Below are 19,622 nucleotides of genomic sequence, written 5' to 3'. Positions count from 1 at the left end.
AGGGACGAAGGGCCCCAGATCTACTGGACGGTAACCGCGAGGTCGTCCCCCGGCGGGCGGAGCTCCGGCCGGATACCGGGGCGGAGCGCGGCCGGATAAGCGGAACCCCGGTCCGGCGCGCACGGGGGAGAGTGCGCCGGACCGGGGTGGTCACCGCGGGAGGGTCGTCGGGGTCGGACGAGCCGCCGGACTCATCGGACCCGTCGGGGTCACTTCAGGTGGAGCTGCTGACCCACGTAGATGAGGTCGGCGTTCTCGACGACGTCCTTGTTCAGCTCGAAGAGCTCGGCCCAGCCGCCCTTGACGCCGTGCGCCTGGGCGATCTTGCTGAGGGTGTCGCCGGCGACGACCTTGTACTCGCCGTCGCCCTTCTTGACGACCTTGCCGGTCGGCGTGGTGACGGTCTTCTTGGCGGCGGCCTTCGGCGCGGACTGCTGCGTCGACTTCTTCGGGGCCTGGCGCTGCTCGCTGCGGGTGGTCGGCTGCTCGGCCTTCCGCTCCGGGCGCGGCTGCTGGGTCGGCTGCGACTGCTGCTGCGGCGCGCTCGGCTGCTGCGGCGCGCTCTCGGCGGCGCCGCCGTCGTACGAGGCGCCGGAGAGGCCCACGCCACAGCTCGGCCAGGCACCCTTGCCCTGGCCCGCGAGGACCTTCTCGGCGATGGCGATCTGCTGGGACTTCGACGCCTGGTTGGCGGTCGAGGCGTAGGCGGTGCCGCCGTACGCGGCCCACGTGGAGGCGGAGAACTGCAGGCCGCCGTAGTAGCCGTTGCCGGTGTTGATCGACCAGTTGCCGCCGGACTCGCACTGGGCGACGCGGTCCCACTCGGAGGCCGTGGCGGCCGAGGCGGTGCCCGCGGTCATCAGCGGGGCGGCCACGGCGACACCGGTGACGCCGACGAGCGTGGCGACCTGGGTGGCCTTGGAGGGACGACGGTGTTTGCCCTTGCCGGAAAACAGCATGGAGATTCTCCTCACCGACGCCTGTGAGGTGAGCTGTCGGGTTCGGGCCGGAAAGTTGCCCGGCCGCGTGTCCTAGCACGCGGCTTCACCCCAAGCCGGTCTTCGGCCGTCTCTCAACGGCCGGGACCGGCACTTACCTTGGGTCCCCCACTCCTGCCTTCGGCGCTGACGCGACGACTGTTCCCATCGGCCGACGGCAGGATTCGGCGTTTCGGTCGACGGGGCCCGCGGTGGCGAGCGGTTACGACCGTAGACACAGACCCACCGGAAGTTCAAAGAGGCGTATTGCGGAAATAACGCCCCTACTTGCCTTCCGGCGGGGGGTGTTTGTGCAGGTCGGAGGTGACGGGAGCAAAGTTCGCGGACGTGACACGCCAGTTGAGGCGAAGAGACCCATGTCTCACTTGCCCAGAACTGGACATTTGCCCTCGAACTACTCCGCGGCCTCTTCCGAACCGACCGTCAGGTCGAGGCTCTGACCAGGGACGATGAGGTCCGGATCGGTGCCCACGGTCCCGCGGTTGGCGTCATAGAGGGCGTTCCAGCCGCCGGGGAGTTCGTTCTCCTGTGCAATCTCGGACAGGTTGTCACCCGGCCGCACGGTGTACGCGCCCGAAGTGCCCTGACTGTCCGTTGTGCCCGAATCCTTCGACTCGTCAGCCGAGGGCTTGGCGGTGGAGTTTTCCGCCAGCTCGTCCGTCGATGACGCATGTCGGCCGGATTCGACAGAGGTGTCCGCCTTGTCGGTTTCCTCCGGAGCTGCCTCGCCCCGGTGCTTGCCGGTGCCGGGCGTGGCCGACGAGTCGCCACCCATCGGCGTCTCGGGCGAAACGGGCGTAAGGGATGTGTCGGGCGTGACCGGGGTGGTCGGGGTGCCCGGCGTGGTCGGGGTGCCCGAAGCGGGCGGGCTCACCGGTGTGGTCGGGGTGGCCGAGCCGTCCGGAGTGGTCCCCGTCACCGGCGCGGTCGGACTGACCGGCACGCCGGGGCCGGCGGGGGTGGTGGGCGTGACGGGAGCGGTGGGGGCCTCCGAGGCCTGACGGGGCGACCCGGGGGTCTTCGTGGCCTGCGTGGGCGCGGCGGTCTTCTCCGCGGCCTTCCCGGTGGCGGCCTCCGAGGGCGCGGCCGGGGTGCCGGCGGTCCGGTTCGACTCCGCCACGGGCCCCGTGGGCGCCTTGGGGGCGGTGGCCGGGCCGGGATTGACCCCGGTGGCCTTGCCGTCGTTCGTCAGACCGGCGATGGGCGCGCAGGTGGCCCAGTCGGTGCCGCCGGCGGTGAACGCCTTGTCGGCGATCGCGATCTGCTGGGCGCGGCTGGCCAGATCGGGGCTGGGCGCGTAGTCGAGGCCACCGTTCCGCTCCCAGCTCTCCTGGGTGAACTGGAGGCCGCCGTACATGCCGTTGCCGAAGTTGGCGCTCCACTGGCCACCGGACTCGCACTCGGCGACCCGGTCCCAGGTCGCCGCGTCGGCGGCCGAGGCGGAGCCGGTGGCGAGCAGCGGCAGTGCCAGGGCGGAGCCGGTCACACCCGCGGCGACGACGATGGCGGGGGCCTGACGGGGGCGACGGTGTCTTCCGTTCCCGGATCGCATAGGAACGCCTTTCGCGTGACGGCTGGAAACTGCCGGGAAACGTAGCGGCATTCGAACACTCATCACAAGTCGATGGACCCCCGATCACGTGAAGATCACATTTCTGACGGTCCGTCAACTCACAGCAGACGTACGGAAGGGGTGAAATCCACCGGAAGCGTGCGCAATCCCCGCATGATGAGCCCTCCGCGCCACCGCAGTTCGGCCGGATCCGCCGCAAGTCGCAGGTCGGGCAGGCGCGTCAGCAGGGTGGCCAGCGCGGCCTGTCCCTCCAGCCGGGCGAGCGGCGCACCCAGGCAGTAGTGGATGCCGTGCCCGTACCCGAGGTGCTGGCTGTCGCGCCGCGAGAGGTCCAGCGTGTCCGGGTCCGCGAAGCGCTCCGGATCCCGGTTCGCGGCGGCGAGGACCACGAGCACCGGGTCGCCCGCCGGGATCTCCTGCCCGCCGACGGTCAGCGCCTGCGTCGCGTACCGCCAGGTGGCCATCTCCACCGGCCCGTCGTACCGCAGCAGCTCCTCGACGCCCGTCTCCAGGAGCCCGGTCTCCCCCGCCGCGACCGACGCCTGGAGCCGCTCGCGCTGCTCGGGGTGGCGCAGCAACTGGTAGACGCCGTTGCCGATGAGGTTCACGGTCGTCTCGAAGCCGGCGAAGAGAATGATGAAGGCCATCGCGGCCGCCTCGTTCTCGGTGAGGTGCTCGCCGTGGTCGGAGGCCCTGATGAGCCCCGAGATGAGGTCCTCGGCCCCTTCCTGCCGCAGGTCTTCCCGCTTTCGGTGGATCAGCTCCGCGAGGTAGCCGCGCATCTTCTTCACCGACCGGGCGACCCCGCCGCGCGGACCTCCGCCGTGCCGGATCATCATCCCGGCCCAGTCGCGGAAGTCGTCCTGGTCCTCCGGGGGCACGCCGAGCAGATCGCAGATCGCGTAGATGGGAAGCGGGAACGCGAACTCGTGGATGAGGTCGGCGCTCCCCCGCTCCACGAACTCGTCCATGAGCCGGTCGGTCAGCTCCTGCACGCGCGGCGCGAACTCCGCGACCCGGCGCGGCGTGAAGGCCTTCGACACGAGCCGCCGCAGCCGGGTGTGGTCGGGCGGGTCGATGTTGAGCAGATGCGTCATCAGCTCGGCCTTGCGCTCGCCCGGGATGCCCGTCTTGCCCTTCGCGTGAGGGGACTCGTCGTGGTGCGCCGGGTTCTTGGACAGCCGCTGGTCGGCGAGGGCCTGCCGGGCGTCGGCGTACCGGGTCACGAGCCAGGCCTCGACGCCGCTGGGCAGCTTCGTGCGGTGCACGGGCGCGTGCTCCCGCAGCCAGGCGTAGGCGGGATAGGGGTCGCTGGCGAACTCCCAGGTGAAGAGCTCGGGGGCGGGGCTGGTACTCACTCCCCGACCGTACAGGGGGCATGCATGGAGAACCTGTGATCATGAGGTGCCCGACGTGCCCTAGATTCATGCCAGTGGATCCCCAGCTGATCAGAAGCACGTTCGCGGTCGTCGAGAGACGGGCCGAGCATGCCGTCACCTTCTTCTACTCGCACCTCTTCTGGAACAACCCGGGAGTGCGCGCGCTCTTCCCCGAGGACATGGCCCCCCAGCGGGACCGGCTCTTCGCGGCGCTGACGCATGTGGTGACGCACCTGGAGGACCCCGCACTCGCCGCCTACCTGGGGCATCTGGGCCGCGACCACCGCAAGTTCCTGGCCTCGCCGGCGCTGTACGCCGCCGTCGGCGAGAGTCTGATCGGCGCCTTCGCGCACGCCGCCGGGTCCGCGTGGACCATCGAGGCGGAGAAGGCCTGGACCGAGGCGTACGGGCTGGTGGTCGAGCTGATGCAGGCGGGCGCCGAAGAGGCCGCCGGGGCCGGGGAGCCCGCCTGGTGGGACGCGGACGTCGTCCGCCACGAGCGGTACGGCGACAGCCTCGCCGTCCTGACCCTGCGGCCCCGGCAGCCCTTCCCCTACCTCCCCGGCCAGTACGTCAGCGTCAGCTCGCTGCGCGTCCCGCGCGTCTGGCGCACCTACTCCGTCGCGAACGCGCCCCGCGACGACGGCACGCTCGACCTCCATGTGAGCCGGATCCCCGGCGGTGCGATGAGCACGGCGCTCGTCGAGGAGACCGGTCCCGGCGAGGTCCTGCGGCTGAGCGCCGCCGGCGGCGGACTCACGGCACGGACGTCCGCGGGCGGACTGCGCACCTATATATGCGCCGGTACGGGCTGGGCCCCCGTGCGCGCCCTCCTGGAGGAGGCCGCCGACGCGGAGCCGGACCTGGAAGGCCGGCTGTTCGTCGTGGCCCGTGCGAAGGACCACCTCTACGGACGCCCCGACGCCGAGGCCCTCAAGGAACGTCTCCCCGGTCTGAACGTCACCTACATCACCGCGGCCCCCGGACGCCGGCGCGACCAGGCCACCGAGCGGCTGATCCACGCGCTCCAGGCGTGCGAGCAGTGGCCCGCGCACGAGGTCTACCTCGCCGGCCCGCCCGGCTTCCTGACGGAGACCGTCGAGGTCCTCACGGAGCTCGGCACCGCCCCTGACCGCGTCCACCACGACACGCTCCCGGCCGTGGGCCGCTTCACGGTCCGCCCGAGCACCGCCGCCGAACGCCTCCTCGGCCCGCCGCAGCTCCAGTGGCACAACCCCGAGGCGCGGGCCCCGGGCGGGGAGTGAGCGGGGGCTCAGGCCACCCGGGAGGCGCGGGCACGGACCCGCCCCACGACGAAGTTCCCGAGGAACGCGAGCGCCAACAGCCCGGTGACGACCCGCAACCAGCCGGGGGTGTCGCTCTGCACCGCGAGTCCGCCCATCAGCAGGACGAGCAGGGACGCGCCGAGCGGGGTGTCGGGGAACTCCGGCTTCCGCACGCCGGCCCCGCGCGCACGCTCCCCGCTCACTCCAGCCCCTCCGCCGCGCGGATCGCCTCGCGGTACGTCCGGGCCGCCGCGCGCAGCGCCGCCTCCGGGTCCACGCCGGCCGCCTCCGCACGGGCGGCGAGGCCGAGGAGCTCGTACCCGATGCCCTCGCCCGCCGGCAGCGCCACGTCGAGCCCCGCCGTCCGCACGCGGTTCGCCAGCTTCGTGGCGAGCGCGAGCCCCGGCTGTCCGAGCGGCACGCCGTCGGTCACGGACTCCCGCTGCTTCTCGACGGCCTTCGTCCGCAGCCAGTGGGCCTTGACCTCCTCCGGCGTCTCGGCCGTCGCGTCACCGAAGACGTGCGGGTGCCGGTGGATCAGCTTTTCGACGATCGTCCCGGCGACGTCGTCCACGGAGAACGGCTCCTCCGGGTCCTCCTCGGCGATCCGGGCGTGGAAGACGACCTGGAGCAGGACGTCCCCGAGCTCCTCGCGGAGCTCCTCGCGGTCACCGTCCTCGATCGCCTCGACGAGCTCGTACGCCTCCTCGATGCCGTACTTGGTGAGCCCCTTGTGCGTCTGCCGCGAGGACCACGGGCACTCGCGCCGGATCCGGTCCATGACCTGCACCAGGTCCAGCAAGCGGGATCCCGGCAGGTCGTACGAGCCGGGGAGCAGCTCCAGATCGGGCATGGAGACCCGGCCCGAGCCGGCGAGCCGGGCGAGTCCGTCCGTCAGGGCGCGGTCGCCCTCGCCGGAGGGCAGCAGCACGACCGTCCGGCCCCCGGCGCACTCCTCGACGAGCTCCTGCGCGGTGGGCAGGACGTGCTCGACGACGACCCCGGCGTCCTTCAGGTACGGCAGCTGGGGGTGGTGCTCGTCGGGACACAGCACCCGGTCCGCGCCGTGCAGTGCCTGCCACGCGGGCCAGGACAGCAGTCCGGGCGCCACGCGGTGGCTGGCGGTCAGCAGGACGATGCGGCCGGGGCTCTCAGATGTCACACCTCGAACCTACCCGGACGGGGCGGCCCCGGGCCCCGCGCCCCCGGACCGGTCTCACGCCCCGGACCGGTCTCACGCCCCGGCCTGGGCCGCGCCCGGGTCCTGGCTGACCTGCCGCAGCCACGGCGACCCGTCGTAGGAGCCGTCGAGCTGGACCTGCGCGTCGTCCCAGGCGCCGAAGCGCGGGTTCACGTCGATGTCGAGGGCCTTCGAGGCGTCGGTGAAGACCTTCGTCAGCTTCTCCTGCCCCTCGGGGGTCTCGGTGATCCCCAGCTTGGCGGCGATCTTGTTCATGAGGACGTTGCGGCGGACGACGTCGTCGATCTGGTCGGGGGCCACGCCCTGCTCCTGGAGCAGGGCGGCCGCCAGCCGGTCCTCGCCGCCGCTCTGGCGGACGAAGGCGGCGCGGGTCTGCTGGAGCTCGGCGCGGGTCGCGGTGACGCCGTTGTCGGCGGCGACCTTGTTCACGACCCGGTCGAAGATCAGGCCGTTGAGCTTGCGGCGGTTGAGGTCGCCGCTGGTGCCGAGCAGCTGGGCGCCCTGCGGCGAGGCGGCCTGAGCGGCCCGCACGTCCTCGACCTGCGCCTGGAGCGTGGAGACCTCGATCCGTTCGCCGCCGACGACGGCCGCCGCTCCTGGGTGGGCGTCGCTCCCGCAGGCGGTGAGCAACGGCGCCGCGAGGAGCGCGGCGGAGACGGAGAGAGCAATGCGGCGATCGCGGCGGTGCACAGGAGCCTCCCGGGCTGGTCGTGCGTCAGTTGAACGACCTTGCGGTGATCGATGGTAGGGAGTCGCCGGGGCCGTAGCCACTACTTCGGAGCGACTGTTTCCCACAACGAGTCACCGGACCGCCGGGTGTCGGCCCGCATCTCCCGCTCCTCCTGCCCCGCCTCCGTCTCCTGCACCAGGTAGTGGGGGCGGCGCTTCACCTCGTAGTAGATGCGGCCGACGTACTCGCCGATGAGGCCCACCATCACCATCTGGACGCCGGCGAGCGCGGTGACGGCGACGAGGAGCGTGACGTAGCCGGGCGTGTCGACGCCGCTGGCCAGGGCGTCGACGACGATCCAGGCGGCGTACAGGGAGGCGAGGGAGACGAGAAGCAGGCCGAGGTGGACGGCGGCCCGGAGGGGTTTGTTGTTGAAGGAGAGGAGGCCGTCGAGCCCGTAGTTGAGGAGCTTGCCGAAGGTCCACTTGGAGCGGCCCTCCTCGCGCACGGCGTTCTCGTAGGAGAAGGTCGTGGTGCGGAAGCCGACCCAGGCGAAGAGGCCCTTGGAGAAGCGGTTGTACTCACCGAGGCCGAGGAGGGCGTCGACGGTACGGCGGGACAGCAGCCGGAAGTCGCCGACGCCGTCGACGAGCTCGACGTCCACGAGCCGGTTGATCGCCCGGTAGTAGAGGCGGGCGGTCAGGGTGCGGGTGACGCGGTCGCCCTCGCGGGTGCGGCGGGCGACGACCTGGTCGTACCCCTCGGCGTGCAGGGCGACCATGCGGTGCACGAGCTCGGGCGGGTGCTGGAGGTCGGCGTCCATGATGACGACGGCGTCCCCGGCGGCGTGCCGGAGCCCGGCGAGCATCGCGGCCTCCTTGCCGAAGTTGCGGCTGAAGGAGACGTAGCGGACGCGGCCGGGGTCGGCGGCGGCCAGCTCCTGGAGGAGCGGGAGGGTCCGGTCCCGGCTCCCGTCGTCCACGTAGACCAGCTCGAACTCCCCGTCGAGACGGGAGAGTTCGTCGGTCACGCGGGCATGGAAGCGGGTGAGGACATCGTCCTCGTTGAAGCACGGGACCACGATCGAGAGCAGCACGCGGACCACGACAACGGAGCCCGGTGACCCGTCCTGTCCGCGCGGATGACGGAGAGGCGACCATCGAGTGAACTGGCCCGCCGGGCCGGCCCTTTCCCCGGTGGTCGCTGACATATTCGATGCGCCATGCAGATGCAGATCACGCCGAACCCCACAGCCCGCGCCCTCTCCGCCCGCTCGAAATCCGCCCGCGCCCTCTCGGCCCGGCCCCTCTCCCTCGCGGCCCTCCTCGCCACCGCAGCCGTCTGCGCCGGCGACGCCGTGGCCCGCGTCTTCCCCTTCGGGCCGCGCCACCGGGCCGTCAACGACCTCGCGAACCAGTTCGTGCCTTTCCACGCGCACCTCTGGGACCTGCTGCGGGGCCGCGCGGACGGCGGGCTGCTGCTCGACTGGAGAGCGGGCTGGGGCACGAGCTTCCTTCCCGACTACGGCACCTACCTGTCGAGTCCCTTCGCCCCGCTCGTGGCGCTGCTCCCGCGCGCGGACATCGAGTACGCGGTGTACGGGATCACCGTCCTGAAGACGGCGGTCGCCGCGGCGGCGATGACGTTCCTGCTGCGGCGCACCGGCCCCGGGGGCGCGTGGTGGTGGGCGGCGGTCCTGGGCGCGGCGTACGCGCTGTGCGGCTGGTCGCTCGCGGAGGGCACGTACAACCCGATGTGGCTGGACGGTCTGATCGCCTTCCCGCTGCTCTGCCTGGTCGGCGAGTGGGTACGGGAGGGCCGCAGACCGCTCCTGGGGCCGGCGGTGGTGGCGGTGTGCTGGCTGGCGAACTTCTACACCGCGTACATGGCGACGCTCGGCGCGGCCCTCGTGCTCCTGGTCCGCCTGGCCACGGCGGGGCCTTCCGGACGGGCTCCGGTACGGACGCTGCTCCGGGCCGCGCTGACGACGGCGCTCGGCATCGGTCTCGCCGCCCCCGTCCTCGTCCCCGTCTTCCTCGGGTCGCGTCACGCGTACCCCGGTGTGGTCAGGGAGTTCGACCCGGCGGCCGGTACGGACGTCCTCGCCCGGCTGCTCCCCGCGACGTACAGCTTCGCCACCCCGGCGGCCTTCGTCACCACGGCGGTGCCGCTGCTCGCCGCGACGCTCCTCTTCCGCCGGGACGTCCCGGGCCGTGAGCGGTGGCTGTGGGCGGGCCTGTGCGGGGCGGTCGCGCTCTCGATGCAGTGGGGCCCGGCCCATCTCGTCTGGCATGTCTTCGCCACCCCGAACGGCAGCCCGTACCGGCAGACCTTCGTCCTCTCCGGCGTCCTCGTCCTCGCCGCCTGGACGGCCGTCTCCCACGGCCTCCCGGACCGGCGGTCGGCGGCCGCGGGGGCGGCGGTCGTCCTCGCGCTCGCGGCCGGGGCCCTGCCGAGCCGCCTGATCACCCCCACGGCGCTGCTCCTCGCGGGCGCGGGCCTCGCGGCGGTGGCGGGCGCGCTCCTCCTCCCCCGCCGGGGCCGGTACGGGATCCTGGCCGCGCTCCTGGTCGCGGGCACGCTGCTCGGGCAGGCGGCGGCGACCACGGCCCACGCGGACCGGGAGCGGGCGGCCCGGCTCGACGACTACCCGCCGCTGGGCGCGGAGCAGGAGCGGCGGGCGGCGGCCCTGGCGGCGGCCGACGGCTGGCCCGCGTACCGCACGGACCCGGGACTGCCCCGGGTCGCGGGCAACGATCCACTGCTCATGGGCGGGCAGGGCGCCGCGTACTACAGCAGCCACACCCCGGCGGTCCTCACGCGGACGCTGACGGCGCTCGGCGGCGGCTGGACCTCGCGGGGCCGGAACCTGCTGAGCCTGGACAACCCGGTGACGGACGCGGTCTTCGGGGTGGGGGCGCGATGGCGGGACGGTTCGGTGGAGCGCACGGAGACGTACCTCCCGCTCGTGACCGTGCGCCCGCCGGGCCCGCCCCCGGTCTACGGCCCGTCGCCCTTCCGCAACCAGGAACTCCTGCTGGGCGCCCGGGTGTACGAGGCCCCGCGCGCGGGTGCCTGCCGGGTCGGCACCGAGGTCTTCCTCTGGGCGCCCGACGCCACGGGCCAGGCCCGGCTGGGGTCACGGACGGCGGCCCTCCTGGGCGGCCGGCCGAAGCGCAGCGCGGCCATGACGTCACTGGGGGTCCAGCGGACGGCGGGCGCGCGGGTGGAGGTGCCGGGCGGCGGGCGGGGCGAGGTCGGCTGCCTGGACCACGCGCGCCTGCGGGAGGCGGTGGCGTCGCTGCGCGTCGGGGCGGCCACGACGGCCCGCCCCACGCAGGACGGCATCAGGGCGACGCTCCCGGCGGGCACGGGCAGCACGGGCGCGGGCGCGGGCAGCACAGGCGCGCTCGCAGGCACAGGCACGGTGGTCATAGCCGCCCCGCACATCGCGGGCTGGACCTGCGCGGGCTCCCCCACCGCCTCGTACGGCGGCCTCCTCGCCCTCCCGGTGCCGGCCTCCGGCACCGTCGACTGCGCGTTCCGCCCGCCGGGGCAGCGGGCCGGCCTGGCGGCGGGAGCGGCGGCCCTGGGGGCGCTGCTGCTGTGGCGCCTGACCTCCGCCATCAGGCGTTCCCGGGACCGGCCTTAAGGTCGTCGCATGCATCTGGACGAGGGACGGAAGGCCGCGGAGGCCGGGGAGTGGGTGGCGGCCGGGCACGCGTTCGTGCGGGCCGCCATGGAGGGCAGCGCGGAGGGGGCCGAGCTGGCGACGCAGGTGACCGTCGGTCTCGTACCGCTGGCCGACGCGGGGTCGGCGGAGGCGGCCGCGCTGCTGGCCGGGATCTATCTGGAGTACTTCGACGAGTCGGCCCTGCCCGACGCCGTGCGGTACGCCCGCGCGGCGGCCGGGGCCGGGCATCCGGCCGGGCAGCGCACCTACGGGTACATGCTGCTCGAAGGGACCGGCGTCCCGGAGGACCACGAGCGCGCGGCGGAGCTGTTCCGGGCGGCGGCGGAGGCGGGGGACGCGTACGCCTGCCTCAACCTCGCCCAGCTCGTCGACGACTTCGACGAGGCCAGGCTGCTCCTGGAGCGGGCCACCCGCGAGGGGATCGACATCGCCGGCGCCCTGCTCGCCGACCGGCTGTCGGAGCTGGACCGCGACGAGGAGGCGCTGACCTGGTACCTGTGGGCGGCCGAGCGCGGCCACCCGGGCGCGATGCACGCCGCCGCCTGCTGGTACCGCGACGGCTTCGGCACCGAGCCGGACCCTGTGCAGGCGGTGCGCTGGTTCCTCGCGATGCTCGCGCACGGCGAGGGCGACGGCGTCCACGAGGCGGTCGACCTGGCGAAGTCCGGGGCCCTGGACGCGGACCAGGTCCGCGAGGCGGGCCGCCTGGCGGGCGACCCGGCGGCGGCGGAGTCCCTCATCGCGACGGTGTGGGGGGACACTCCTTAGGGGATGTCCCGTCGCCAGCGGATCTCACCGTCCTGTTCCTCGTCGGTCGGGGCGAGTCCGGCCGCGCGGGCGACGGCGGCGGAGGCCGTGTGCCCGGGGTGGACGTGTGCGAGGACCGTCCGGACTCCCTGGCCGACGAGCAGGCCGACCAGCCCCTGGGCGGCCTCGCGGGCGATCCCGCGCCCCTGCCAGTCGGTGCCGACGACCCACGCGACCTCCGCGACCCGCCCGCCGTCGGTGACCGTGGCCTGCACGGTCCCGGTGAGCCGGTCCTCGTCGCGCAGCCGCACGACCCAGTTGCGCCAGACCACGGAGGGGTCCGGCGACCCGGCGACCAACCGCTCGTAGCGGGCGCCCAGTTCGGGCGCGGTGAGCGGGGCGCCCCCGATGAAGGCGTGCAGGGCGGGGTCGGCCAGGACGCCGGCCATCTCCTCGGCGTGCGCGACGTCGAGCGGTACGAGGTCGAGCCGCCCGGTCCGTACGACCGCCCCGCTCACAGCGCCCCCAGCGGTCCCGGATCGACCTCGTCGAACTGCGCGCCCGTCTCCCGCTCCAGCTCCAGCAGCTCGGCCATCGTCACGATGCGCCGGCTGGTGGCCCCCAGGTCCTGGTGCGCCTCGGCGGACCACAGCGGCGGGTGGAGGGCGAGCCCCCGGTCCCCGTCCAGGTCACGGACCTCGTCGCGCCAGCCGGGCCAGCGGAGGTTCTCGTAGAACTCCTCCGTGCCGCCCGCGAGCATCCACGACAGCCAGGCCCCGTAACCGGCACCCAGCGCCTCCCACCGGAGCGAGTCCGGCGCGAAGTAGATCATCTCCCCGGGCTGTCCCGGCAGCCCGACCTGGTCGGCGGGTCCGGCCTGGAGGACGAACGCCCCGCCGAGGACGTCATGGGCCACGACGAGCCCGGCCTGCGGATGCCAGTCGGGGACGGTCACGGGCGGGTAGCCGTTGACCCGCGCGAGAGAGGGCAGCCGCCGGGGGTTGTCGGCGGCCGGGCTTCCGTACACCCGCAGCCAGCCGTCGTCGACGAACGCCCCGCCGCTGCGCAGCAGGAACGCCCCCAGGAACGACCCCACGGTCACCTGGGTCTGCACCAGCGCGGCGGCCCCACGCCCCGGATCGGCGTCCAGCACGTCGACGGGCACGGCCGCGCCCCGCAACTCCGCACCGAGCACCGGCCACGCCGGGTCCTCGACCTCGATCAACTCACTCAGTTCACGCACCGCAGCATGCTCGCACGCGCGCGGGATGGGGCGGCCCGTGCCCACCACCCCGCTCCTGCGGCGGCTGGCGCGGGCGCTCGACGCCGAGCTGACCATCGAGCCGACCCCCCGCCACGAAGCGGCCTGAACGCCCCGTAGCCGAGCCGGTCACCGCACACCCGAACGGCTGTACCATCCGGCGGATGATCAGTCAGGGGTGGCGGGCGGCGATCGGCGCCGCGGGCGCGGTCGCGTTCTGCTGGGGTGTGGCGGGCGCGGTCCACATGGGGTTCGAGCATCAGGGAAGCAACGGGAGGGGCGCGAACTACTACGGCCTGCCCGAGGGCGGCTGGGGGTACGAGATCGCCCTGCTGGCCGGGTTCATCGTGTCGGTCTACTCCACGCCCGGGCTGCTGCGCCGCGCCGCGTGGTGGCCCTCCATGAGCCTGAGCGCGGGCGCCGGGGCGGGTGTCGTCGCCGTGCTGTCGCTGGGGCAGGAGCCGAGGCACTGGGTGGCCGCCGCGCTGCTGTGGGCGACCGGGATCGCGGCGCCCCTCGTGAACCGCTTCTGGGGCCGCCACCATCCCCTGTGACGCCCGGTCACGCCGCCCGCGCCCCGGCCCTGGACCCGAGAAGGGCCGGGACCCCCCCGTGAGGTCCCGGCCCTTCTCCGCGTACGCGTCCGCGTGTTACTTCGCGGCGACCTCTTCGAGGCACAGCACGAACTTGATCGTCTCGAGCTGCTGCGCGAGCGCCGAGAGCTCCGTGCCGCACTTGTTCACGTCGAAGGTGTCCTCGACGACCTTGACGACCTTGAACGTGTCGGCCTTGCCGGCCGCGCAGTCGACGGTGTCGACCTTCGGGTCGTTGTCCGGACCGGTCACCGTGACGCACTCGCCCGCCTTGGCGTGCACCGGTGCCTCGCCCGTGAGGTACGGGACGCCGAACTTCCAGGCGAGGACGGCCACGATCGCGACGAGGACGGCGCCGATCTTCTTGAGGATCTTCTTGCCCTTCGAGGGAGCCTCGGGGGCGCCGAAGGCGGCGGGCTGCTGCTCGGGGGTGAGGGGCGCGGCGGGCGTCGTCATGAGGATTCCTTGCAGGACGTGGACATGATCAGACGCGAACGTTACATGCGCCAAAACCGACAAAGGGGATGGGGAAGATCCACTTCCCCATCAGATGCCGAGTCGTGATTCTGGCGCCCCGTCAGGATCACGCCCCTATCACGTCAGGGGCGTGGCCCCAGCAGGCGCTGGCGCTCCAAAGCCCTGCACAAGTCCACCGGAAGCGGGTGATACGGGCCGTACGCGCGCTCCGCGTCGAACAACAGCCGCTGGAGCTCCGCCTGTCCGACCGCGTGCTCCCCCGTCGCCAGGTGCAGCAGCCCCGTCCGGTGCCGGATGTCGAAGGCCCGCGCCGGGTCGGCGGCCTGCTCGTAGAACGGCAGGACCGCGCGGAACTCCGCGAGCGCGGCGGCCGTCTCGCCCAGCTGCTCCAGGCACACGGCCGCGTCGTACCGGAACTGGAGCGTCTGCGGGTCCGCCGGGCCCGCCTCCGCGGCTCGGTCCTCCGCGAGGCGGCGCAGCTCCGGCAGCGCACGCCGGTACTGCCCGTCGTCCATCAGCGTCGACGCGTACTGCTTGCGCAGGATGCGGACGACCGGCGAACCCTCGCCGTGCTCCGCCGCGGCTGCGGGCAGGATGCCGCCGAGGATGTCGACGGCCTGCGTCAACGACCCCTCCGCGAGCAGCCGCTTGACCTCGTCGACGGCGGCGGCGACATCGGGCCTGGGGGGCCTCGACGGAGGCGGGGGCGTCGTCGCGTACATCCGGGGGTCCGCGGGCGGGGACGGCGGCTGTACGGGAATTTGCGCGGGTACGGGTGGGGCGGCCGGCGGCGCCTGGGGCGCCTGCGCCGCGGTCCGGTCCGGCCAGGGGGCGTGCGGGCGCAGGAACGGGCGGGTCGGGTCCATCGGCCCCGCCGGGGCGCCGCGCGCGGGCAGCAGCGGCAGGAGGTGCTCGTACACCTCCTGCGCGCCCGACGGCCGGTCGCGCGGGTCCTTGGCCAGCAGGCGCAGCACGAGCGCTTCGAGCGCCTCGGGGACCTCGGGGCGCAGCTGGCGGATCGGACGCGGCGGCTCGTACAGGTGCCGGTGCAGCACGCCGAGCGCGGTCGAACCGGAGAACGGCACGTCCCCGCTGAGGAGTTCGTGGAGGAGGGCGCCGAGCGCGTACAGGTCGGTGTACGGACCGACCGCGCCGCCCATGGCCTGCTCGGGCGCCATGTACGCCGGGCTGCCGATGGGGGAACCGGTGTGGGTGAGGCGGGTGGTGTCCGTGTCGAGGACGGAGGCGACGCCGAGGTCGAGGACGGTGACCGTGCCGTCCGGACGGACCATCACGTTCCGCGGCTTGAGGTCGCGGTGGACGATCGGCACGGCGTGCACGGCGGCGAGCACCGCGCACAGTTGGGCGGCGACGCAGACGGCCCACACCCAGGGGTACGGGTCGTTCTCGGCGAGGTGGTCGGAGAGGTCGGCGCCCTCCACGTACTGCATGACCAGGTACAGGTCCTCGCCGTCGCTGCCCGCGTCGTGCACGGTGACCAGGCCCGGGTGGTCGACCTGCGCCGTGACGCGGCACTCGCGCACGAAGCGGCGGCGCAGCTCGTCGGCGGCGGTCGCGGGCCCCGCGATGCCGGCGGGGTGCAGCAGCTTCACCGCGACCCGGCGGTCGAGCCGGCCGTCGTACGCCGTCCAGACCTGACCCATGCCGCCCTGGCCGATGACGGTGGCGAGCTCGTAACGCCCGCCGATGACGCGCCCGTTCACTTGCGGCCTTCGCCTTCCCTGCCGTCCCTGCTGTCCCTGCCGTCCTGGCGCAGGAGGTCGCTCAGCTCGTCGAGCTCGGCGCGGACCTGCTCGATGCGGGGTGCGGTGGTCGGCTGGACGGGCTGCGCGGGCTGGGAGGCGCCGAAGTACGGGGCCGGGGCCGGGGTCACGCTCGGTGTCGTCGCGGCGGTGGAGCGGTCCGGCCCGTACCCGTACCCGACCGGCCCGTACGGCGGCGGCACCGGCATCGCGCGGCGGCGTTCGTAGTACCGGATCTCCCCGACCAGGTAGTAGGCGACGGAACCGGCCCCCAGGGCCAGGATCATGCCGACCCCGATGACGGCCTCCAGGTCGGTGGTCTCCTTCTCGCCCGTGACGCCCATGTAGACGAAGAGCGCGGTGGCCACGACGAAGGCCAGCCCGAAGAACACCCAGTCCCGCACCGTGCGCGTGAGGATCGCGAGGCGCAGCATCGGCGCCCAGGCGAGGAAGCCGCAACTGAGCAGCGGCAGCGCGACGAAGAGGACGCGCAGCGCGATCAGGCCACCGGAGGCACCGGAGGCGGGACCGGGCGGCGACGGCTGCGGGGCCTGCGGGTGGCCGTACATCTCGGCTGCTGCTCCTGCTCGAACGGATCGGAACGGATCGGCGCGGATCGCCCCGGATCGATGCGGATCGGGGGCGGATCCGGGACGAGCGTATACACCGTCGCCGACAACGGTTCCGGGTTGTCCGGAACCGTTGTCGAACCGATCAGGACCCTCAGCCCGCGACGGCCCGGGTCACGGCGCCACCGTGCCGTCCGCCAGGCCGTCGTACAGGCCCTGGACGAGCTGTTCGCCGAGCCGGGAGGCCTGCCGCAGGGTCTCCTCGAACTCCGCGAGGGCGCGGAACCGCTCGCCGAACCGGCGCTGCTCGGCGAGGGGCAGGCGCGGCAGTTGGAGGCGGCGCACGTCGAGGCGGGTCGCGGTGGAGGCGTAGCTGCTGGCCTGCCGGGTGTTGGCGGTGGCCCGGAGGAATCCGGCCAGGAACCACGGGTCGAGGGCGGCCGGGTCGGGGCGGAGCAGTTGGAGGTTGCGGCCGAGGGCGGCGCCCTCGGCCGGGGCGTCGACGACGCGGACGGCCGCGCCGCCGCCGAGGACCGGGACGACGACGTCACCGGCGGCGAGGAGGACCGGGTCCTCGGGCGGGCCGTCGGGGAGCGTGCCGGAGGGCGGCTGGGCGGCGAGGACGTCGTGGTCGGTGAGGACGGCGACGGGAGCGCCGGCGGGGGCCGTGCCCGCGCCGCCCGCGTGCAGGGTCAGGGCTCCGGCGCGCGCGAGTTCGCCGACGGTGGTCGTGCCGGCCGTGGCCGCGGGCCGGCTCGCGGGGCCGCCGTCGGCCGTGGCCGGCTCGGCCAGGGGCGCCGGCGTCAGCTCGCGGGTCCGGTGCAGGGTCTCGGCGAGGCGCTCGCGGACCAGGGCCAGTTGGGTCACGCCCTCGGCGGCGGCGCGGGGCGGGAGGTGGCGGGCGGGGGCGAGGTCGACGTCGTCGTCGAGGAGCTCGATGACGGGGACGGCGCGGCTCTCCCCGGGGGTCGCGGCGAGGGTCCCGTCCCGGTCGAAGGCCGTCCAGGCGTCCAGTACGGCCGTGTGGACGGCCGACCAGTCGATCCTGTCCCGGCTGTCCCTGCCGTCCCTGCCCTGACCGTCCCGGCCGCCCTGGCCCGGGTGCTCGGACGCCGTGTCGACGAGGAGCAGTTCGGCGGCGGGGCGCTCGCCGGGGACGGGCCTGCGCAGGACCCAGAGGTGGAGCGGGATGCCGTACGGGGGTGCGGCGCCGGCCGGGAGGGCGACGACCGCGCGGAGGGCGCCGCGGCGGAGGAGGTCGGCGCGGATCCGGCGGCCGGAGCGGCGGGAGGCGGCGGCGGGCGGCATGAGGAGGACGGCGGTGCCGCCGGGGCGGAGGCGGGCCAGGGCGTGCTGCACCCAGGCGAGCTCGGACTCCGTACGGGCCGGGAAGCCGTACTCCCAGCGGGGGTCGTAGGCCAGTTCGTCGTGGCCCCAGTTGCGCTCGTTGAACGGCGGGTGGCAGAGGACGGCGTCGGCGGCGAGCGCCGGGAACGCGTCGGCGCGGAGGCTGTCGCCGGAGCGGACGCGGATGTCGGCGGCGGTCTCGGCGGAGAGGGCCAGGCGGAGGGCGGTGAGCGCGGCGAGGTCGTGGTCGGCGTCCTGGCCGCAGACCGCGCCGGGCCGCTCGACCGCGCTGAGCAGACCGCCGGTGCCGCAGGCGGGGTCGAGGACGGTGAGCGGGGCGCGGGTGTCGTCGGCGGCCCGTGACGCCGTGCCGCCGGTCGCGAGGGCGGCCATCAGGGAGGCGGGGCCGGGCGGGGTCAGCGTGTACTGCCGGGGGTTGGCGTCGAGGTGACGGCCGAGCAGGAACTCGAAGGCCGGCCGGACCCCGTCCATCTCGGCCGCGAGGTCGGCGGCCCCCCGGAGGAGGGGGACGGAGGGGGCGAGCGCGGAGACGGTGGGGGTGAGGACGGGCCGCTCGGGGCCGAGGCGCTCGGTGAGCGTCTCCTCCAGGGCGACGGGGAGCACGCCCGTGAGCCGCTCGTCCGGCAGCGCGGCGAGCGCCGGCCAGGCAGCCGACCTGTCCCGTACGAGGAGGAGGGCGCAGCCCGCGTGGACGAGGGCGGTGACGGCGCCGGCGGGGTGGCCCGCGATCTGCTGCCAGACGCGCTCGCGCAGGGGGACCTCGGCGAGCTTGCCCTGCTCGCGGAGCCATCGCTCGACGTCGGCGAGGGCGAAGGAGGGACTGGCCTCCGTGCCGCCCACCGGCTTGGGGAAGTCGGCGTGACGGCGGCGCCAGTTGCTGACGGCGGCCCGGCCCACCCCGGCGAGCCGGGCGATCCCGGCGGCGGTCACCTCTGCCGAGCCGGCGTCTCCGGCGTCTCCCGGTGTCCCCATGGCTCCCGTGTCCCCGGTGTCTCCCGCGCGCTCCTCCGGCACCTGACTCATCTCCCTGGCTCGCCTCGCCCACGTCCTCGTGTGACATCGATCTTACCGACGAACGCGCACCGCACCACTTCACAGCGTGAGCGGACTCGTTTTTCCTGAATCGTGTTGACTCGGTTCACAAGCTCTGTTGTGATTGACCCATCGCTTCAGACAGCTTCTCTGTCCGGGAGGACACACCCATGTCGTACGACACTCAGGTCCCCGCCGCCCCGCGGCAGGTCATGCGCAACGGCCTCGGCACCGCGGCCCTGATCCTCGGCATCATCGGCACGGTCTCCGGCCTCATCCCGCTGCTCTTCTGGCTGGCCGGCACCCTCGGCGTCATCGCGCTGGTCCTCGGCCTGGTCGGCAAGGGCCGGGTGAAGCGCGGCGAGGCGAGCAACAAGGGCGTGACGGTCACCGGCGCGATCCTCGGCCTCGTGTCCCTGATCCTCGCGACGGTCGGCCTGATCATCACGGTCACGGCGGTCAGCGACGCGGTCGAGGAGATCGACAAGAGCATCAAGGACGCGGCGCCGAAGGACCCGACCAAGACGGAGGCCCCCTCGGGCGACGCCGGGAAGGCGGACAAGGGCAAGGCCCTCGCGGACGGCGACACCTCGGTCTACGACGACGACCTGAAGGTCACGGTCTCGGACCCGAAGCCCTACACCGCGAGCGAGTACGCGGTCGGCCACACCAAGGGCAACAAGGCCTACCAGGTCACCGTCGTCGTCGAGAACGGCGGCAAGAAGAACTTCGACGCCGTCGGCGTCCTGCTGAGCGCGCGCGCCGGTGCCAACGGCGTCGAGGCGGAGCAGATCTTCGACGAGAAGGTCGGCGCGGGCTTCCAGGGCGCCGTCCTGCCCGGCAAGAAGGCCACGCTCACCGTCGCCTTCGACGCCCCGAAGGACGCCAAGAACCTGACCGTCGAAGTGAACCCCGGCTTCGACTACAACGCCTCGCAGTGGGAACTGAAGCTCGGCTGACCGGGCACAGCCCATCACCACGCACCAAGCAGCGCACCGAACACCGAACACC

18 protein-coding genes and 1 riboswitch are annotated in these 19,622 nt (G+C 73.7%); of the genes, 5 read left to right on the top strand and 13 right to left on the bottom strand.

Features of this window, described 5'->3' with window-relative positions:
* Nucleotides 1-209: 209 nt before the first annotated feature.
* The 3 genes from IE124_RS14115 to IE124_RS14105 all read right to left on the bottom strand — a co-directional run bounded on the left by IE124_RS14115 (nucleotide 210) and on the right by IE124_RS14105 (nucleotide 3,929).
* Nucleotides 210-959, bottom strand: coding sequence for a LysM peptidoglycan-binding domain-containing protein (locus IE124_RS14115; RefSeq protein ID WP_189508059.1), 750 nt, complete (start codon nucleotides 957-959; stop codon nucleotides 210-212).
* A gap of 3 nt (nucleotides 960-962) precedes the next feature.
* Nucleotides 963-1,134, bottom strand: a riboswitch (cyclic di-AMP (ydaO/yuaA leader).
* Nucleotides 1,135-1,392: 258 nt separating this feature from the next.
* Nucleotides 1,393-2,550, bottom strand: coding sequence for a transglycosylase family protein (locus IE124_RS14110; protein ID WP_189508058.1), 1,158 nt, complete (start codon nucleotides 2,548-2,550; stop codon nucleotides 1,393-1,395).
* A 119-nt stretch (nucleotides 2,551-2,669) separates the two neighbouring features.
* On the bottom strand, nucleotides 2,670-3,929 hold the full coding sequence (locus IE124_RS14105; RefSeq protein ID WP_229832443.1) for a cytochrome P450 family protein: 1,260 nt from the start codon (nucleotides 3,927-3,929) through the stop codon (nucleotides 2,670-2,672).
* 68 nt (nucleotides 3,930-3,997) lie between these two features.
* Between IE124_RS14105 and IE124_RS14100 the strand changes: the two genes are divergently transcribed.
* Nucleotides 3,998-5,215: a globin domain-containing protein gene (locus tag IE124_RS14100; RefSeq protein ID WP_229832442.1), complete on the top strand. Its 1,218-nt coding sequence runs from the start codon at nucleotides 3,998-4,000 to the stop codon at nucleotides 5,213-5,215.
* Nucleotides 5,216-5,223: 8 nt separating this feature from the next.
* Here IE124_RS14100 and IE124_RS14095 read toward each other — a convergent pair whose 3' ends face one another.
* From IE124_RS14095 to IE124_RS14080, 4 genes are all read right to left on the bottom strand, one after another.
* Nucleotides 5,224-5,439: a hypothetical protein gene (locus IE124_RS14095; RefSeq protein WP_189508057.1), complete on the bottom strand. Its 216-nt coding sequence runs from the start codon at nucleotides 5,437-5,439 to the stop codon at nucleotides 5,224-5,226.
* Nucleotides 5,436-6,398 carry a nucleoside triphosphate pyrophosphohydrolase gene (locus IE124_RS14090; RefSeq protein WP_189508056.1) on the bottom strand — a complete coding sequence of 321 codons (963 nt, stop codon included), beginning with the start codon at nucleotides 6,396-6,398 and terminating at the stop codon, nucleotides 5,436-5,438. Before IE124_RS14090 ends, IE124_RS14095 begins: the two co-directional genes overlap by 4 nt.
* Before the next feature lie 72 nt (nucleotides 6,399-6,470).
* Nucleotides 6,471-7,127 (bottom strand): SurA N-terminal domain-containing protein, encoded by a 657-nt coding sequence (locus tag IE124_RS14085; protein ID WP_189508055.1) that lies wholly within the window; start codon nucleotides 7,125-7,127, stop codon nucleotides 6,471-6,473.
* Nucleotides 7,128-7,207: 80 nt separating this feature from the next.
* A complete protein-coding gene (locus IE124_RS14080; RefSeq protein ID WP_189508054.1) occupies nucleotides 7,208-8,203 on the bottom strand; it encodes a glycosyltransferase family 2 protein in 996 nt (331 codons plus the stop codon).
* Between the two features lie 132 nt (nucleotides 8,204-8,335).
* On the opposite strand from IE124_RS14080, the gene IE124_RS14075 reads away from it, so the two are divergent.
* Entirely contained in the window at nucleotides 8,336-10,759 is a 2,424-nt protein-coding gene (locus tag IE124_RS14075) for a YfhO family protein (protein WP_189508160.1), read from the top strand.
* A 9-nt stretch (nucleotides 10,760-10,768) separates the two neighbouring features.
* Nucleotides 10,769-11,569, top strand: a complete 801-nt coding sequence (locus IE124_RS14070) for a tetratricopeptide repeat protein (protein ID WP_189508053.1) — start codon at nucleotides 10,769-10,771, stop codon at nucleotides 11,567-11,569.
* Here IE124_RS14070 and IE124_RS14065 read toward each other — a convergent pair.
* Both IE124_RS14065 and IE124_RS14060 read right to left on the bottom strand, forming a co-directional pair.
* Nucleotides 11,566-12,066, bottom strand: coding sequence for a GNAT family N-acetyltransferase (locus tag IE124_RS14065; protein ID WP_189508052.1), 501 nt, complete (start codon nucleotides 12,064-12,066; stop codon nucleotides 11,566-11,568). The genes IE124_RS14070 and IE124_RS14065 overlap by 4 nt on opposite strands.
* Nucleotides 12,063-12,791, bottom strand: coding sequence for a DUF2625 domain-containing protein (locus tag IE124_RS14060; protein WP_189508051.1), 729 nt, complete (start codon nucleotides 12,789-12,791; stop codon nucleotides 12,063-12,065). Before IE124_RS14060 ends, IE124_RS14065 begins: the two co-directional genes overlap by 4 nt.
* A gap of 182 nt (nucleotides 12,792-12,973) precedes the next feature.
* Here IE124_RS14060 and IE124_RS14055 point away from each other — a divergent pair, with 182 nt between their 5' ends.
* Nucleotides 12,974-13,363, top strand: a complete 390-nt coding sequence (locus IE124_RS14055; RefSeq protein WP_189508050.1) for a hypothetical protein — start codon at nucleotides 12,974-12,976, stop codon at nucleotides 13,361-13,363.
* 96 nt (nucleotides 13,364-13,459) lie between these two features.
* On the opposite strand, the gene IE124_RS14050 is transcribed toward IE124_RS14055, so the two are convergent.
* The 4 genes from IE124_RS14050 to IE124_RS14035 form a co-directional block, all read right to left on the bottom strand.
* Nucleotides 13,460-13,858: an LppU/SCO3897 family protein gene (locus IE124_RS14050; RefSeq protein WP_189508049.1), complete on the bottom strand. Its 399-nt coding sequence runs from the start codon at nucleotides 13,856-13,858 to the stop codon at nucleotides 13,460-13,462.
* A gap of 143 nt (nucleotides 13,859-14,001) precedes the next feature.
* Nucleotides 14,002-15,603 (bottom strand): serine/threonine-protein kinase, encoded by a 1,602-nt coding sequence (locus tag IE124_RS14045; protein ID WP_189508048.1) that lies wholly within the window; start codon nucleotides 15,601-15,603, stop codon nucleotides 14,002-14,004.
* Nucleotides 15,600-16,211 (bottom strand): hypothetical protein, encoded by a 612-nt coding sequence (locus IE124_RS14040; RefSeq protein WP_189508047.1) that lies wholly within the window; start codon nucleotides 16,209-16,211, stop codon nucleotides 15,600-15,602. Before IE124_RS14040 ends, IE124_RS14045 begins: the two co-directional genes overlap by 4 nt.
* A 174-nt stretch (nucleotides 16,212-16,385) precedes the next feature.
* Nucleotides 16,386-18,551, bottom strand: coding sequence for an N-6 DNA methylase (locus IE124_RS14035; protein ID WP_229832458.1), 2,166 nt, complete (start codon nucleotides 18,549-18,551; stop codon nucleotides 16,386-16,388).
* Nucleotides 18,552-18,781: 230 nt separating this feature from the next.
* On the opposite strand from IE124_RS14035, the gene IE124_RS14030 reads away from it, so the two are divergent.
* Complete coding sequence (locus IE124_RS14030; protein ID WP_189508046.1) at nucleotides 18,782-19,570, top strand: DUF4190 domain-containing protein; 789 nt, start codon at nucleotides 18,782-18,784, stop codon at nucleotides 19,568-19,570.
* Nucleotides 19,571-19,622: the final 52 nt, after the last annotated feature.

This window comes from Streptomyces narbonensis, assembly GCF_014649015.1.
In the GTDB taxonomy this organism is placed as follows: domain Bacteria; phylum Actinomycetota; class Actinomycetes; order Streptomycetales; family Streptomycetaceae; genus Streptomyces; species Streptomyces narbonensis.
This window is presented reverse-complemented; position numbering and strand designations above follow the sequence as displayed.

What these genes read in the sequence shown, in the direction of transcription:
- IE124_RS14115 (WP_189508059.1), bottom strand. Translation starts at nt 959, where the DNA reads ATGCTGTTTTCCGGCAAGGGCAAACACCGTCGTCCCTCCAAGGCCACC.
- IE124_RS14110 (WP_189508058.1), bottom strand. Translation starts at nt 2,550, where the DNA reads ATGCGATCCGGGAACGGAAGACACCGTCGCCCCCGTCAGGCCCCCGCC.
- IE124_RS14040 (WP_189508047.1), bottom strand. Translation starts at nt 16,211, where the DNA reads ATGTACGGCCACCCGCAGGCCCCGCAGCCGTCGCCGCCCGGTCCCGCC.
- IE124_RS14070 (WP_189508053.1), top strand. Translation starts at nt 10,769, where the DNA reads ATGCATCTGGACGAGGGACGGAAGGCCGCGGAGGCCGGGGAGTGGGTG.
- IE124_RS14100 (WP_229832442.1), top strand. Translation starts at nt 3,998, where the DNA reads ATGCCAGTGGATCCCCAGCTGATCAGAAGCACGTTCGCGGTCGTCGAG.
- IE124_RS14055 (WP_189508050.1), top strand. Translation starts at nt 12,974, where the DNA reads ATGATCAGTCAGGGGTGGCGGGCGGCGATCGGCGCCGCGGGCGCGGTC.
- IE124_RS14050 (WP_189508049.1), bottom strand. Translation starts at nt 13,858, where the DNA reads ATGACGACGCCCGCCGCGCCCCTCACCCCCGAGCAGCAGCCCGCCGCC.
- IE124_RS14035 (WP_229832458.1), bottom strand. Translation starts at nt 18,551, where the DNA reads ATGGGGACACCGGGAGACGCCGGAGACGCCGGCTCGGCAGAGGTGACC.
- IE124_RS14030 (WP_189508046.1), top strand. Translation starts at nt 18,782, where the DNA reads ATGTCGTACGACACTCAGGTCCCCGCCGCCCCGCGGCAGGTCATGCGC.
- IE124_RS14075 (WP_189508160.1), top strand. Translation starts at nt 8,336, where the DNA reads ATGCAGATCACGCCGAACCCCACAGCCCGCGCCCTCTCCGCCCGCTCG.